The sequence below is a fragment of the Pantoea sp. CFCC18177 genome (genome assembly GCF_059412425.1).
The window spans coordinates 15259-30542 of the sequence record NZ_JBNBPL010000006.1 but is presented as its reverse complement, the minus strand read 5'-3'; the positions used below and the strand labels follow the sequence as shown (position 1 = coordinate 30542).

Sequence of the window (15284 nt, the reverse complement as noted above, 5' to 3'; positions counted from 1 at the left end):
TTAATACTCAAAGTTAAATGTGTATATTATCTTTTAAAATGCTTATTGCACCATAAGAAGAATGGATCATTTGTATCTTTATCTCCTGTTTCTGACTTCACTTTTACTATGGCAGATGCATCATGAAATTTTTATATACCAAATGAACAATTTGACCAATCAATAAATGATTTATTGCATTCTGCTTCTCGCGCCTTCTGGAGTAATTGCTTTGGATCAATTGCTTTTCTTTTCTCACGTTAGCCCCTTCACGATAGTGATTTGGCAGGTAAAAAACCTCACAAAAAATTAATAATTCACACCTATCAAATCTGAAACTTTAAAATAACCCAACGAGAACGAATCCATAATTACTATTAAGACCCCACAACTAATGATATGGGTTGAACTCTGTATTGTACTTACTCCTCAATCCTAAACATCAAAGCATTTTTTAATAATAGTACCAAAATTCCATAAAACCCACCCATGTTGTAGTTGGCCTTGGTGGATTACTTTTATCTCCTGGCGAATACCATCCTCCATTACGCTTAAGCTCTTTTTCTTTCTTGGAGGTTATAGCTCCCAGGCTAATGTTTTTTGGTTTCTTCCACTCATATGCATGAAATATATTTTCAGCAAAAGCACAGGCTATTTTAGCATAACCAAGATAAATACTATAAAAAAGAAGCCCGATAACCGAACCTCCGACCAAAACTATAGTTAACGTAAGAACATAGAAACTATGCTTGTTGTAAATAATGCTTTCATACATAAAATCAGAAACAGAACCTTTTATCATAGATATTTGTATTCCATGAATTATTATTAGCATCAAAAGCACAAACCAAACTGTGTGTTTTATTTTTAATTTAGCTTGAATATACCGGCCATGATCAGCTCTAGGACAGACTGAAACCACTCGCTCCGCAGGTAAAGCAATCGCATAAACCTGATAATGGTCATCCTGCCATTCTGCCGCCAATTCGACCTCATCACCGACCTTAAGGTAAGTGAGTCCGACCCAACCTGCAAAAGGTTTACCGTTGATCATGCCCTTAATATAGTCCGCGTCACTGCTCATCGGCAGCTCTTCTTTTAGAGCCAATCCGGCCAGCGCAGGGCTGTCGAAAGCAATCGCCGCTGCACCCATTCCCGCTTTTTCACCGGAAGACATCTGGTGATAGGGGTGGCTGATATAGAAATCAGGCATGAAATCTGCCTTACAGCGTATGCGACTGAATTCCTCCAGTCGGCCAGTTATTTTTTCCAGCTGGCCGCGGGGTGGCAGTACTGGCGGCGGGGGAAGAGCTTCCAGCGCAGCCAGCGCTGACTCCAGTCGTGTCTGCGCCTCTATCAGGTCATTATGCGTTTTACCCGGCTCATTATTTCTAAGCTCATTTTCGATAAATAATTTATGGCATTCTGCTTCCCGCGCCTTCTGGAGTAATTGCTTTGGGTCGATTGGTTTTTCTTTTCTCATGACAGCCCCTTCACGATAGTGATTTGGCAGGTTAACTCTTTAAAGTAAAATTAATAAATCGCATCTTATACATTAAAAATATAGCAATCCAATGAAAATAAATTTATATCATTAAAAACAACCATTAATTGATAAAGAGATTGACTTTAATATTGTAGCCACCCCTATAGTTAAACTAAAATACCTAAAAGTAAATATCATCTTTCAGTAATAGTACCAATACTCCATATAACCTAACCCCTTCATTGTTGGGCGAGGTGGTTTGCTATTATCGTCAGGCGAATACCATTCCCCACTACGTTTAAGTTCTTTTTCTCTATTTAAGGTTAACGCCTCAAGATCTATTCCTTTCGGATTCTCCCACCCAAACGCTCTAAATACATTCTCAGCTAGCGCACAAGAGGTCTTAACATAGCCAAGATACATACTGTAAAATATCACCCCTATAATAGGAACTCCTACAGCCGTTTGAATTGCCGCGTACAAATAAAAACGGTCCTTATTATTAACTAAACTATCAAATACATTTTGTAAAAATGGACCATCGGCTAAAGAAATGTATATACCTTGAATGAGGACCAGCATAAAAGTCAAAAACCATATTGTATGTTTTAATTTCAATTTTGCCTGAATATAACTGCCATGATTAGCCCTTGGACAGACTGAGATCATTCGCTCGGCAGGAAGTGTTATTGCATAAACCTGATAGTGGTCATCCTGCCATTCTGCCGCCAGTTCGACTTCATCTCCTACCTTTAGATGGGTGAGTCCAACCCAGCCAGTAAAAGGCTTACCGTTGATCATGCCCTTAATATAATCCGCTTCACTCGTCATCGGCTGCTCCTCTTTTAGAGCCAGTCCGGCCAGCGCAGGGCTGTCGAAAGCAATCGCCGCTGCACCAATTCCCGTTTTTTCACCGGAAGACATCTGATGATTGGGGTGGTTGGTATAGAAATCCGGCTCAAAATCCGCCTTACAGCGGATGCGGCTGAATTCCTCCAGTCGGCCAGTTATTTTTTCCAGCTGGCCGCGGGGTGGCAGTACTGGCGGCGGGGGAAGCGCATCCAGGGCAGCCTTTGCTGCCTTTAGCCTCTCCTGAGCTTCAGTCAGGTCACTTAGCGTTGTCTCCGCGTCGTTATTCGCCAAGAGTTTTTCAATAAATGATTTATTGTATTCGGCCTCCCTCGCTTTCTGCAGTAGATCTTTTGGACTAATTGCTTTTTCTTTTCTCACATAATCTCCTTCAGAGTGGTCTGTAAACTGGTAAGTTGCTCGTCATAATTATCAAACCCAGGCTTTTGTCCAAACACACAATGGGTACACCAGACTTGTAAATCATCATCGGAAAATGAGGTGATTATCACTTGCAATAGAATTAAACCAACCTGAACTTGCCACGATGCCAGAATACCTAATAACCGTAGCGCCCCTGTTCGAGCAACGAAGCCAGCCCCAATTTTCTCTCCACTTTGCAATGCAAGTTGTGCTGCTCTGCCGCCACCACTTTCCCCCAGAGAAGCTAAAGTTCCTGCTGAAGATAAAAATTGTCCTAAATACTTCACTAAACCAACCACATCAACAACTGCTTTAATCGTATAAAAACAAACCATACCAAATCGGTTCTGATCAAATGACTTCTTACCATTCATCACATCAAGATATACAGTCGCCACAGATGCAGTCGCACCCAGGAGTGCCCCTGAAAGCTTTATGCTTTCAATGGTCTTTACTGCCGATGCCTCACCCTTTTCAAAAGCTGGTAGTATTAGGTCGCTGATAAGCGATAAAGCGCTTAACCCACTAGCAGCAAGCGCTGCCTGGCTTTTAATATCACTTTCTTTAACTTGACTCGTCAAATAAGCCAAATCCAAACCATTAAGGAATAACATTAATAGGCCAAGGCGGGAGGTTTTTATTGTTGTTGGCCCTCCATCGCTTTTAGAAAATTCATTCCAGGCATCATTTAACTTTGCGTACTCTTTTAACCGCTTATTATTCTCAGGCAGAAACCTCTTATCACTTTGTAGATCATGCAATATCTGGCTTCTGAGCTTTGGCATCTCCCTGAACTGGATATCCAGATGTGAGATAAAGTGTTGATAGGGTACGCCAGCTCTCAGTGAGAAGATGGTTTTATAGATAGTATGTACCAGACCATCTAATTTATTTCCTAAACGCCCAAAGTTAAAGACGCGCTCTCCGACAGTTGCTAAGAATAAGTCTGACTTACCAAATGCACGATTAAGCCAGTCGGCGTTTTCTGGCAGTGCTTTAGCAGACTCTTTGATCGCTTTAGAAACAAAGCCGGTGTATTTTTTCAAATCCCCGGCTTTTGCAACTACTGCCAATAAAACCGGCGTAGATGTCGGATCGGTATCGTTGTTATGGCTTTTCGCCGATGACAGCAGAACTTCAAGCTCACTCTTAACCTCAGGGTTATTCCCCGCCACCGTATTCCAGACCAGGTTGCTATCATTGGCGGTACTTTGCTCCTGCACCCAACGGTCCAGCAGAGCTACCCCCTGAGCGGTATTGCTTATACCGCTGATTGCTACGCTAACAATACTGGCGTAGCGGTAATTATCCATAAATTCGGTGGTCTTATAATCCTGCAGCGTGGCGATAAACAATTTTGCCTCAAGCCATTTCACTACATTCGCCACACGCGCTTCATATTCCGCTTTGACCTGCGCGCTAAAGGTGGTGTAACAATCCACAAACTTCTGTCGCTTCTGCGTATTCAATCTGGCTTCATATTTTTTCCAGCTGTTCTTGCGCCATTCTGCATCAATACCAGGGTAGGTTGCTTTCCACGCCTCAACTTTCTGTTTCAGCGCGGCAAACTGCCCTTTACGCACAGTCACATCTTTCATGTTGAAACGCATCATCTCTGATTGATACATGTCAGTCGGCACTTTCTCTAGCTGCCACTGCTCGACTTCATCGCATTCACTCAGCAATTGGTTTTGCATCTCAGGACGTTCGGCAAAATTACTACGAATGCCGGCACGCTGTTTAATCATCTGCTCTGAATCAATGCCACCTCGCGACAGCGCTGAACGTCTGTTACTCAAATCTGCACTGGCGGCATCGCTGAGTAATCCCTGTACGGTGGTGAGATCGGTGTGGGTTTTCAGCTCAAACGCTTTCTCTTCGAAAAACTGCGTCTGACGCCCTGCCACATCCATACTCCAGCAGTTTAGTTCGTGTACGATGCCTACTGCATCCCATAGTGGAAGCAGCAGCGGCGGGCACGCTTTGCCGTCTTTATTGAGGCTACGGCTTTGCATTTTTTCCGCAGTCACGGCACTTTTACTGCGACGAGTCAGTGCCCAAGGGTAAAGTGTTGAGACGCGCTCCAGTAAATGTTGATTAAAGCCGTAGTTATCGGCTCCGGCTCTGCTTTCCGCTTCTGACGGCGTACTAATGGTATTGCTCAGCACAAACGAGCGAAAGTTCACTGAGGGTAGAATGTTCTCAACCCCAACATCCTGATATTCAATCACACTCTGCAACGACTGAGCATTCGCTTGGGTAGCTCCAGCCTGCTGCGCTTGATTCATCCATTGTGCTGGCTGGATTTTTTGCATGCGTGCATCGCGGGCGCCACTCTCCTGCTTGTAGCGATTAAGTGTGGTTTCACTCCAGGCATGCTGACTGAAGGCCAGCCACACATCGCCGCATTTTTCCGGCTCCGCAATACAAAAAAACTCGACCATGGCGGCATCATGTTGCTTCGAATGGCAAGAGGGCGTGCTCTGCGCGACGGGTGCATCAGCATGTGTTTGCAACCAAAGCGAACCGTCATCAGCGATGCTATAACACTGCCAGTAATTGCTGCCCTGCGGCCCTTGCGCATAGAACAGATAGAGGAAGCCGCGTCGCATTGCCCTGAGTGCATACTGGTCGCCATGATCCAGCGGCACGCCGGTTACAGGTGCGCTTTGTGCCCATGCAGGCAACGTCGTGGGAATGGTTTTAGGAACGACGGCATAACGCACCGGCAAAATGGCCAGTCCGGTGGAATTACATTCGTTATTACAAGCCATGGTAGAGTCCTTTACGCTTCACGTTTATTTATTGAAGATTTGTGCTTGCGCCACGACGCGATGATCACTGCAACGGCACATGACCTTATCTTGATCCTGCACCAATCGAGTGGATCCATTCATTATGCCGTCACAAGTCCCCGATATCGGGAATGTGCCTTTGCAACTCAGGCAGCTTGCCATGTCTCCATGCTGTGCAACCTGTTTGCCCTGTTCGAAATAATTGGATGTCGCCGTGATAATGCTGCCATTGGTGGTGCGATCACCCATGCAGGCCAGTTTCTTTGTCATATTTTCTCCAGGCTTGTCTTATTCACTCAGAGTGACGAAAGATTCTTGCCCACGGGCAGCAGAAATCACGCCAGGAGCACAACCTTGCGGCAATTGCGCTGCTGCATTGAGGCTTGCTGAGCCCTGGCGTTGAATGGTGGGGGTTTTCATTACGACGTTACTGGGCGCACCCATCTCTATCTGACCATCTTTAATGCGGATGAAAGCACCGCCGCAGGTGAGTAGTAGTTCGGTTTTCGCCGTCACCACCACTTTGTCATCCTGGCTGGCAATCGTAAGCTGCTTCTGTGCAAGGAGGTCGAGTGCATCACTTTGTGCCTGAACTTCAACTTTTCCTTTTGCCGCAAACATTTTGATGCCTAACCGATGGGCAAACAGACTCAATGTATCCCCTACCGCCAACGTAAACTTTTTAGCGATGCTGATATCACCGTCGGCGCCAGAGGTGGCAATTAAATTTTCACCCGCTGAAAGCTGTAGGCTGCTGGGTGTCACCTGCGCAATCCCCTCCGGGGCTGACATGAGAAGCGTCCGTTGCTTGAGCTCTTTCAGTGATTCATTCATCAGTGCCGTTTGCTTTTCCAGATCGGCCAGCTCGGCTTTCGCGGCATCGGCTGCATGGCGTAGCCCTTGCGTAACCTGCCTGGCGTTTTCCAGTTCGCTTAATGCCGCCTGCATATCCAACGCCTGCCCCTGCGCCAGCTCCTGACCATCCGCACTAATAAACAGACCTTTCCCTGCACGAATCGCACCCCAGCTGTCACTGCGCAGTTCAAAGCCTTCGCCACGCTGGGTGCGTTCACCATCGACCAAATGGCCAAGGTTTAGCTGGCTTTTACCGCCGTATTCGGTGGAGAGTTTGATGTGCTCTTTGCCGCGCTCATCTTCCATGCGCAGCTTGTTGTTGGCCGGGGTGCGAATCACGTTGCGCTTGTGGTTGGCGGCACTGACGTGATCTTCATTGCGCGAGTCGTGCAGCGCATAAGCGATATAAGGACGATCGGGATTGCCCGCTTCGAAGGCGATCGCCACTTCGGTGCCCGCGATCAGCGGCATATGCCAACCGTAGGTATCGCCGCTGTACGGTTTCGCCAGACGCACCCACAGACTTTCGTAACCGGTTTTCCACTGCGTCAGGTCGAAGTCAAACTTCACCTTGTAGCGACCGCTCTCATCCAGATGCGCGTAGGTGTCATTTTCCGTCACGCTGGTAACGCGTGCCTGCAAGGTCCCGGCGATGGTGGGGCGTTTGAGCAGTGGCGGGCGGTAGCCCACAGTTTCGCTGTAAGGAATACCTTGCCAGCTGAGCGTAAATGACGCGTCACGGCCGCCCTGAGCGCTGATGGCGGTGATCACCACGCCCGCAGTAAACAGCGGTGGCACATCACCGATGATTTCCAGCATCTGCCCTGGTTGCAGTGTAGCCGCGTTGCTGGCACCGCTCAGTTGATGCTGGGCGTTGAGCAAACGTTCGTGGCGCAAACGGGCATAGAAGGCACCGGTTTCTGTTTCGGCGTCCTGCTGCGCGCCTTGCGTCAGGTAGTTATCGCTATAGCGATAGACTTCGCCATAAGCAGTGCTGTCGGCACCGGCATCACCGTCGGTGAGCAAGCCGTTTTGCGCATCGCGATAGTTGTAATCTTTGACTTTGACCGCCTGGCTCACCACCTGGTGGCTGCTGCTGAGCTTCCACACCGATTCGGTGGCGCCGTCGTTCATGCCCGAGAGAGCGCGCAGCGGCAGTGACACATCAAACTGATAGAACTGCTGGTCGTCAGCGAAAATCACGATCTCTTGCTGCATGCGGCTGTCGGCTGCAAAGCGATACCAGATGCCCACTTCAGACAGCAGACGCTCGATAAACGCCAGATCCGATTCTTGCCACTGCATCACCTGTTCGCGACGCGGATAAGTGCCACGCAGGCGGAACTCAAATTGCCAGCCTTCAAACTGGTGATTATCACGCAGGATCTGTTCAACGATCTCCGGTACTGACTGGTTCTGGAAAATCGCCGGACGGCTGGCATTGCCCAGCAGCGCCAGTCGTGGCTCCAGCGTGACCTGATAGCGGGTTTCATCCAGCGAAGAAGAGAGACGTTGGAATTGGGTGATCACGCCATGCACGGTACGCGGTGATTCCATGCCCGGCAGAGAAAAACCCGCGAGCTGCATACCCGGCGCATTGAAGCTGAAGCTGGCGTTTTTTAGCAGCATCTGTTGCGGCGTGATGCCGCTGTCGAGGCTGCTAAAAATGATCTGATAACCATAAAGACCACTCAGCGCTTCATCCCCTGTAAAGGATTCCACATCCAGCGCCGCTGCACCGCCCTCCACCTTAAGGTCATAACGGTTCATCGAGCCACTTAAGGTCTGGCCGATTTTTGTCGCGATATCTGCCAGCGCCATTATGCGTTCTCCCCATGCTGTGCCGTCAGGCTCAGGGTGATGCCGGTTTCATCATCGAAGCCCAGCGTCAGGTGCGTCGGTTTCTCCTGCTGCGCCAGTTGCTGCAGCAGCGTTTGCGACAGCACCGGCAAAATCTGCTGGTTCAGCAAGCTGTCGATGTTGCGTGCACCGCTGTCCGGCAGCAGACAAGCGCTGACCAGCGTGTCATACAGGCTCTCCTCGATGTGGCACTGCAGGCCGTAGTGACGTTGCAGCCGTTTGGCGACCTGCCCCAGTTTGATCCTGACGATTTCGCGCAGCGCCGCTGCATTGAGTGGGCGATAGATCACCGTCTGGAATCGCGCCAGCAGCGCAGGCTGGAAGTGACCGCGCAGGATTGGATGCAGCAGTTCATTGACTGTGCTGGCCGGAGCTTCCGGCTGCTGCTCCAGCAGTGCCATCAGTTCATCGCTGCCGAGGTTGGAAGTCATTAATATCACGGTATTGCGGAAGTCGATTTCACGCCCTTCGCCATCGCGCATCACGCCACGATCGAACACCTGATAGAACAGGTTGAGGACATCGCGGTGCGCTTTTTCCACTTCATCCAGCAGCACCACGCTATAAGGGCGTTTGCGTACCGCTTCAGTGAGAATGCCGCCCTGACCGTATCCTACGTAACCCGGCGGCGAGCCTTTCAGCTGCGATACGGTATGCGCTTCCTGATACTCCGAGAGGTTGATGGTGATCAGCGCACGTTCGCCGCCAAACAGCGTGTCGGCCAGCGCCAGCGCCGATTCGGTTTTACCCACGCCGCTCGGTCCCACCAGCAGGAATACCCCCAGCGGGCCGTTTTCTGCCGTCAGGCCGGTTTTCGCGGCACGCAGACGCTGAGCAATCGCGTGCAATCCGACATCCTGGCCAATCACCCGTTTGCCCAACTGCTGTTCCAGTTCGAGCAGGTTGGTCTGTTCATCTTTCAGCAAACTGCCCAGCGGCACGCCGGTCCAGTCGGCAATCACTTCTGCCACGCTGCGCGCATCCACATCCAGCGACAGCAGTGGCGCGTTGCCCTGCAGCGTGCTGAGTTGCTGCTGTAGATCGCTTAAAGTCGCGCCCTGCTCCGGCTGCTGGCGAGCTGTAAGGATCTGCTCTGCCAGCGTTTTTTCCTGCTGGAAGCGCAGTTCAAGCGCGGAGCATTGGGTTTGCAGCGCGCTGCGTTGTTCCGCCAGCGTGGTCAGGCGCGTGGCATCACCTTGGGGATTGAGTGCCAGATCGTCCTCAATCGCCTGTTGTTCCATCGCCAGTGCCGCGAGCTGCGCCTGCAACTGCATCAGCGCTTCTGGCTGCGTGTCGAGGCTCATGCGCACACGCGCACTGGCGGTATCCAGCAGATCCACCGCCTTATCCGGCAGTTGGCGGGCGGTGAGGTAACGACGCGAAAGCGTCACCGCTGCCTGAATCGCCGCATCCTGAATGTGTACGCCATGATGTTGTGCGTAGCGAGATTTCAGGCCGCGCAGCATCAGAGTGGCGTTGGCGTCATCTGGTTCATCCACTTTGACCATTTGAAAGCGACGCTCCAAAGCGGCATCGCGTTCGAAATACTGTTTGTACTCTGACCAGGTGGTAGCGGCGATGGTGCGCAGTTCGCCACGCGCCAACGCGGGTTTCAGCAGGTTAGCGGCATCCGCGCCACCCGCCTGGTTGCCCGCACCGATAAGGGTGTGGGCTTCATCAATAAACAGCAGCACCGGTTCAGGGGATTGCTGGACGGCATCGATCACGCTTTTCAGGCGCTGCTCAAACTCCCCTTTCACTCCCGCACCTGCCTGCAAAATACCCAGGTCAAGGGTGCGCAGTGAAACCGGCTTCAGGCTTTCCGGCACGTTGCCCTCGGCAATGCGCAGCGCCAGTCCTTCTACCAACGCGGTTTTACCCACACCCGGCTCGCCGACCATAATCGGATTGTTTTTGCGGCGGCGAGAGAGGATATCGATCATCTGGCGGATTTCATTATCGCGGCCAAGTACCGGATCGATGTTGCCTGCACGCGCCTGCGCGGTGAGGTCGTGGGTAAACTTGTTCAGTACCTGCTGCAGCGCGTCAGACAAGGTCTGTTTGCCGTTCAATGCGGGTGGCGCGTTGTCATCCGCCAGCACCGTTGCACTCTCCGCCAGCGCCTGCTGTTCGGGACGCTCTTCTGACTGAGCGTCCAGCAGCGGACGCAGTCGTTGCAGTTGGGTAGCGCTCAAACTCAGTAGCGGCCAGGCCTGTTGCGCGTGCAGCCAGGCCGGTTGGGTGATCAACGCCTGCAACAGATGTGCAGAGCGAATCGATGTCGCATTCTCTTCCAGCGAGGCCACCAGCCAGGCGGATTGCAGCAGGCCACTGAGCGCGGAAGAGAGCTGAGGACGCTGGGTGACGCTGTGCGGCAAGGTCTCAAGATGGCTGAGCAGCGATTGCCACAGCCCATCCAGATCCCACTCATAGCGGCGGGCTACGGTGACGATATCGCCTTCACCGCTTTCCAGCAGTTTCAACAGCCAGTGCTCCACGGTAATTTCCCGGTGTGCGCGGGTTTGGCAGAGCGCGGCGGCGGCGTCCAGCGCCCGAGCGCAAAAGGGGTTTAGTCGGCGAAGTAAAGCAGGTGAAGAGATGTCCATAATAGTCCCGTCCTATGGCAAAAAATCGGGGCATTCATCGTGTTGCGCCATGGCTACCGCACGACCGAGGATCGTTCGTTGGGTAGAACAGCAAGTTGTGCGATGAATCCAGTCACTGACGCATCGATGTCAATGAGGTACGTAACAGCAGAACAGGCGCCCCACACGGGGCGCACTGAGATTACTCACGCAGCGGCATTACGCCTGTGCGCGCTCATTCCAGGAATCGGAGTGAATGATGTTGCCGTCTTTGTAGGTCCAGATAACTTTTTCATAGCGCAGCTCAACCACTTCCAGGTGGTTGTGCTTCTCTTTGGCGGGATCTTTGATGTCATGCATCAGCGGAGCCACTTTCACCACCTTCACGTTTTCCAGCTTGGTGTTGAAATACTCTTTTTCCTGACCGGCATCGTCGATTTTGTACCATTTGAATTCAGCTGATTTCAGGGTCTGGCCTGAAGTCACCGCCTTATAGAGATACGGGGTTGAAGAATCGACTTCTTTAGTAAACACTAACGGCGCGTGCACGCGGGTTCCGGTCAGCTTGCCAGTGTTGTTGTCCGTTGGGATGTACAGCGCATGGTCCAGTGCCACGACTTCGATGCTGCCTTCACGGTTCTGTACAGTAACGGAACCTTTGATATCAGCACCGCCGTCGTCCTTCAGCCAAAGGTATGCTGGAATAGCCATGATTAACTCCTGTTGTTTATGGGTTTTTGTCACCTGATGGCGACGAGAGTGATAAGTCTGATTGCCGTGCAGCTGGCTGGCAGGCCGCTGCGTTCGGTACCAGACTGATCTCAACCCTGCGGTTAGCAGCCCGCCCCGCAGAGGTTGTATTGGTGGCGACCGGCCGCGTTGCACCATATCCCTGAATCGCAAAACAGGTTTCAGGGATATCGCTGGTGGCGATCATCCAGTCGCGCACGGCGGCCGCACGAGCCAGCGAAAGTTGCTGGTTCGCGTGCGTATCGCCGGTACTGTCGGTATGCCCGGTGACTAACACCATCCAACCGGGCTTGGCTTTGATATCTATCAGGGCATCCACCAGCACTTTGGTCGATCCCGTTTTCAATGCGGATTTCCCCACCTCGAACAGCGACATGCTGTCCAGACGGACCAGACGTGGCACCCCTTTTTCAGGCGGTTTCGCCGGAGGAACGTAGCCGCGAATCTCTGCCATAACCGGCGGATAGAGCTGCTCTCCCGGATAGAGCCCCAGCGCTAAATGCACGGGCGCGCCGTTGCGCTGATACTTCTCCAGCAGTCGCGCATCGCTCTGTAACTGGTTTAATGCCGGGACTTTTAGCGCCGTGTTGGTCATCGCAATCGCACGATAGCGTGCGACATCACTGGCGATAGCGCGCAGCAGACGATGGTTGTTCCACGATGAGCACGCCAGCGCGATCACGCTAAATAGCGTCACCAGCGCCAGGGCATACACGGCGGCACGTTGGGGGGGAGAGTAGCCACGACGTACCGGCAACTGAGCCAGAAGAAAGTCGGGGAAGCGGCCATGGCTGGAAACTGTATCGGTTGCCAGCGACCGCAGCGTGGTGCGTTGCTGCAACCACTGCTGCCACAGGTTACGCGGAACTGATGCCACCTCGGGCTGCCAGCTCATCGCCATCGCGTGCAGATGCAGTGGCGCACTGGCTTGCTCAGTGCCACTGAACTGCGGCAGAACCTGCTCACGCAGCCAGGCAATCTGGCTGCTTAGCATCACGCCCTGCGCCAGTCGCGAGGCTTTTTCACTGTCATCCGCATTCGCTACCCAGCGACTCAGCGGCGTGCCCTGTTGCTGTTCATCCCACACGCGCACGCCGGCCTGTGCGGCCTCCACGCTAAACCACGGCGAAGGCGCGCCCTGTAGCAGACAAGCCAACATTGCGGGTAGCACATGGCCGCTGTGTTGTGCACAGCGCTGTACCTGAAAACGAAATTCGCGCAGCTGTGCCGCCAGTACCGGCTGGTCATGGTGCTGCTCGGGTTGCAGCACCAGCAGCGCACTCAGTTGTGTGCTCCAGCCGGGACGTATCGCCAGCAGCATCTCGCTGTAATGTGCCAGTTGATCCGGCTGAGGAATGAGGATGTAGCATCCCTGCGCGGTTTCACGCACCGCTTCGCCAGCAAACAGCGCCTCTGCACATTCGCCCACGGTCAACACTACCGGCAGACGATAGTCCACGTCCGGCAGGGCGGCGACCAGTTGTTCACCTAAAGGCGCATGGCGTAAGGCCTGTGCGGCGCGACCTGTGCGCCACCAGGCAACGGCAGCGACCAGCACGGCAGCTACCGCACCTGCCCAGGCCGCACTGCGGCTCACAGGCAGGAAAACCACGCAGATGATCAACGCAGCGAGGCAGCTCATCAGCCATAGCGTGCGTTTCAAGAGGATACTCAACGGCTGCTCCTTAGCCCTGTGATTCCTGTAACCAGTCACTCAGTGACTGTTGAAGCTGGTAATGCAGGCCAAACCACACCACGGCAACGATGACTACCGCGCTCGCTGCCCAGAACCACAGCGAACGGCCGCGCCACAGTCCGGTTGAACGGCGGCCGACATGGGCGAGAATTGGCGTCTCTTCTGCAACATCAAACGGCGGCACCCGCGCAGCCAGTTCGGCGATCAACGCCTGGCGCTTCTGCTGCGGCTGATTCCGATAGCGCCCCTGGAAGCCGAGCATCAACACACGATGGAAGCAGCTCAGTACCAGTGGGTTTGGCGCGGGCTGCGCCAGCACCTGCTGCATACGCTGATAGAGCAACTCGCCACCTTGCAGCGTATTGAAGAAACGCGCCTGCAGTGGTGTACGCATCCAAAAGGCATAGCCGTTGTCATCTAGCGGGCGATTGAGCACTGTCTCATCCAGCAGCACACACTGCGCATAAGCAATGTGGTCGCTGTCTTCGCTGACAATCCCCTGCCCGGCCAAACGCTGGCGTGTCTGTTCAACCAGTTCAACGCCGCGCTGATAGAGCGCTTCGCCCTCTTCCGCCACATCGCCGTTGCGCAGGGCAACCACCAGCAGCCAAGTGTCGCGCAGCAGTTCATCAATGGAGAGTTGTTGTTTCATGAGCGCAGCACCGCATAGAGTTCTAATTTAATGCCCGGCAACACACCTGGAACGTAAATGGCACAGGTGCCTGCCGTGAGCATCGCGACCGCCGAGGGATGCGCCAGATCCAGCGCAAAGTATTGGTTCTCCAGCCGCAGTGGGATCGCTGCTGGCACGTGGCTCAGCGGAATGAGCGGCACGCCGTTCAGTGCGCCATTGATGATGTTGTTCACTTCATCTGGCGTACCGATTTTGCACAGCGGCGGGAACTGACTCTGCAGCTGATGCGCAGGCAAGTCGGAACGCACGGAGAGGTAGAAATCAGCCTCTTCACGCAGGCGGCTATCGGTCAACTGGGCGCGCCACTGGTTCTCACGCACCAACTCCAGCTCCACGGCCACCACGCGCGATGGCAGGCTCGCCTCCAGCAGCGTGCTGATCAGGGTAAACAGTGGGGGAAAGACGTCGGCTGGCCTGGCGTGGTCATAACGCGGGATGGCATCCATGTCGTGCTCCAGCGAGAAGGTCAACATGCTGCCCGCCAGCTTGACCAATTCGCGATAAACCAGTTCAGGATGAATCATCGGTGAGGTTTCAAAATCCAACAACACCGGTTCGTAAGTGTTAAGCGCATTCAACAGCCAGAACAGCGAAACATCCGCGACGGCAAAATCAGCCATGCGCTGATTATTCTCGCGGCGCATGCCCATCAAACGCATACGTTTGGCACGTAACTGCGCGACACGCAGGCTCAGTTGATCCTGCAATAACTCACTGCTACCAAACGCCAGCAGTGGCGGGATAAACGCGTTGTCGATCTGCCATCCGTTCTGCCCATCGCGCTGTAAGCGCACCAGCGGACAAGTGAAGTATTCGTCATTATTGTCGATGTCAAAACGCAGCGAGAGTGCGTACCGCTCAACGGCGATCGACTCTTGCTCGGTGCCGAACACATCCTGCACTGACACCCACTCCTGCTGATAACGCAGTGGGCGCTCGGAAGCTTGCGTACCGGTCTGGCAGTTGCCGCCGTTGGCGTGTTCCAGTGGCAGCGCCAGCAGCACCGTCACCTGATGACAGTCCGCGGGAATCGCCCGCTGCAGATCCACCGCCGCAGGCAGCGCGTCGGCACGGTCGCTGTCAATCAGGGTGCCATCCTGCAAACGCACCGCCAGATGTTGTGCATTCAGGCGATTGACGCGCAGCGCCTCCCCATCGAAGCGCGCGTTCAGCACGCCCCACGGGTGTGTCAGACTCAACTGTGCAATGCACTGGTTGGTGAGCGCTTCCCAGCGCGCCTGTTGCTGGAACTGATGCGGCGCAAGGAATGCGCCTTCAATCCACAGCGGGCGTGAAACCTTCATTGTTGCTC

The 15284-nt window shown here is 53.2% G+C and carries 10 protein-coding genes; all 10 read right to left on the bottom strand.

Annotated elements, in window-relative coordinates; all coding sequences use genetic code 11:
- Nucleotides 1-433: 433 nt before the first annotated feature.
- The 10 genes from ACPUC8_RS08010 to tssK all read right to left on the bottom strand — a co-directional run bounded on the left by ACPUC8_RS08010 (nucleotide 434) and on the right by tssK (nucleotide 15276).
- On the bottom strand, nucleotides 434-1462 hold the full coding sequence (locus tag ACPUC8_RS08010) for a putative type VI secretion system effector (protein ID WP_494926008.1): 1029 nt from the start codon (nucleotides 1460-1462) through the stop codon (nucleotides 434-436).
- Between the two features lie 204 nt (nucleotides 1463-1666).
- Nucleotides 1667-2695 (bottom strand): putative type VI secretion system effector, encoded by a 1029-nt coding sequence (locus tag ACPUC8_RS08005; protein ID WP_039329455.1) that lies wholly within the window; start codon nucleotides 2693-2695, stop codon nucleotides 1667-1669.
- Nucleotides 2692-5511, bottom strand: coding sequence for a T6SS effector BTH_I2691 family protein (locus ACPUC8_RS08000; RefSeq protein ID WP_039329457.1), 2820 nt, complete (start codon nucleotides 5509-5511; stop codon nucleotides 2692-2694). The genes ACPUC8_RS08005 and ACPUC8_RS08000 overlap by 4 nt, the downstream gene beginning before the upstream one ends.
- Nucleotides 5512-5535: 24 nt before the next feature.
- Nucleotides 5536-5802: a PAAR domain-containing protein gene (locus ACPUC8_RS07995; protein ID WP_039329458.1), complete on the bottom strand. Its 267-nt coding sequence runs from the start codon at nucleotides 5800-5802 to the stop codon at nucleotides 5536-5538.
- An 18-nt stretch (nucleotides 5803-5820) separates the two neighbouring features.
- Nucleotides 5821-8208, bottom strand: coding sequence for a type VI secretion system Vgr family protein (locus ACPUC8_RS07990; RefSeq protein WP_052205989.1), 2388 nt, complete (start codon nucleotides 8206-8208; stop codon nucleotides 5821-5823).
- The gene (gene tssH, locus ACPUC8_RS07985) at nucleotides 8208-10853 is read right to left on the bottom strand and encodes a type VI secretion system ATPase TssH (protein ID WP_039329460.1); all 2646 of its coding nucleotides are present in this window, start codon (nucleotides 10851-10853) and stop codon (nucleotides 8208-8210) included. Before tssH ends, ACPUC8_RS07990 begins: the two co-directional genes overlap by 1 nt.
- 198 nt (nucleotides 10854-11051) lie before the next feature.
- Nucleotides 11052-11543 carry an Hcp family type VI secretion system effector gene (locus ACPUC8_RS07980; RefSeq protein ID WP_039329461.1) on the bottom strand — a complete coding sequence of 164 codons (492 nt, stop codon included), beginning with the start codon at nucleotides 11541-11543 and terminating at the stop codon, nucleotides 11052-11054.
- Nucleotides 11544-11559: 16 nt separating this feature from the next.
- Nucleotides 11560-13257, bottom strand: coding sequence for an OmpA family protein (locus ACPUC8_RS07975; RefSeq protein ID WP_039329462.1), 1698 nt, complete (start codon nucleotides 13255-13257; stop codon nucleotides 11560-11562).
- A gap of 10 nt (nucleotides 13258-13267) precedes the next feature.
- Nucleotides 13268-13930 (bottom strand): type VI secretion system protein TssL, short form, encoded by a 663-nt coding sequence (tssL, locus tag ACPUC8_RS07970; RefSeq protein ID WP_039329464.1) that lies wholly within the window; start codon nucleotides 13928-13930, stop codon nucleotides 13268-13270.
- Nucleotides 13927-15276, bottom strand: a complete 1350-nt coding sequence (gene tssK, locus ACPUC8_RS07965; protein WP_039329466.1) for a type VI secretion system baseplate subunit TssK — start codon at nucleotides 15274-15276, stop codon at nucleotides 13927-13929. The genes tssL and tssK overlap by 4 nt, the downstream gene beginning before the upstream one ends.
- Between the last annotated feature and the right edge of the window lie 8 nt (nucleotides 15277-15284).

Coding starts and splice junctions, on each gene's coding strand:
- tssL (WP_039329464.1), bottom strand. CDS start 13,930: ATGAAACAACAACTCTCCATTGATGAACTGCTGCGCGACACTTGGCTG.
- ACPUC8_RS08010 (WP_494926008.1), bottom strand. CDS start 1,462: ATGAGAAAAGAAAAACCAATCGACCCAAAGCAATTACTCCAGAAGGCG.
- ACPUC8_RS08000 (WP_039329457.1), bottom strand. CDS start 5,511: ATGGCTTGTAATAACGAATGTAATTCCACCGGACTGGCCATTTTGCCG.
- ACPUC8_RS07990 (WP_052205989.1), bottom strand. CDS start 8,208: ATGGCGCTGGCAGATATCGCGACAAAAATCGGCCAGACCTTAAGTGGC.
- tssK (WP_039329466.1), bottom strand. CDS start 15,276: ATGAAGGTTTCACGCCCGCTGTGGATTGAAGGCGCATTCCTTGCGCCG.
- ACPUC8_RS07995 (WP_039329458.1), bottom strand. CDS start 5,802: ATGACAAAGAAACTGGCCTGCATGGGTGATCGCACCACCAATGGCAGC.
- tssH (WP_039329460.1), bottom strand. CDS start 10,853: ATGGACATCTCTTCACCTGCTTTACTTCGCCGACTAAACCCCTTTTGC.
- ACPUC8_RS07980 (WP_039329461.1), bottom strand. CDS start 11,543: ATGGCTATTCCAGCATACCTTTGGCTGAAGGACGACGGCGGTGCTGAT.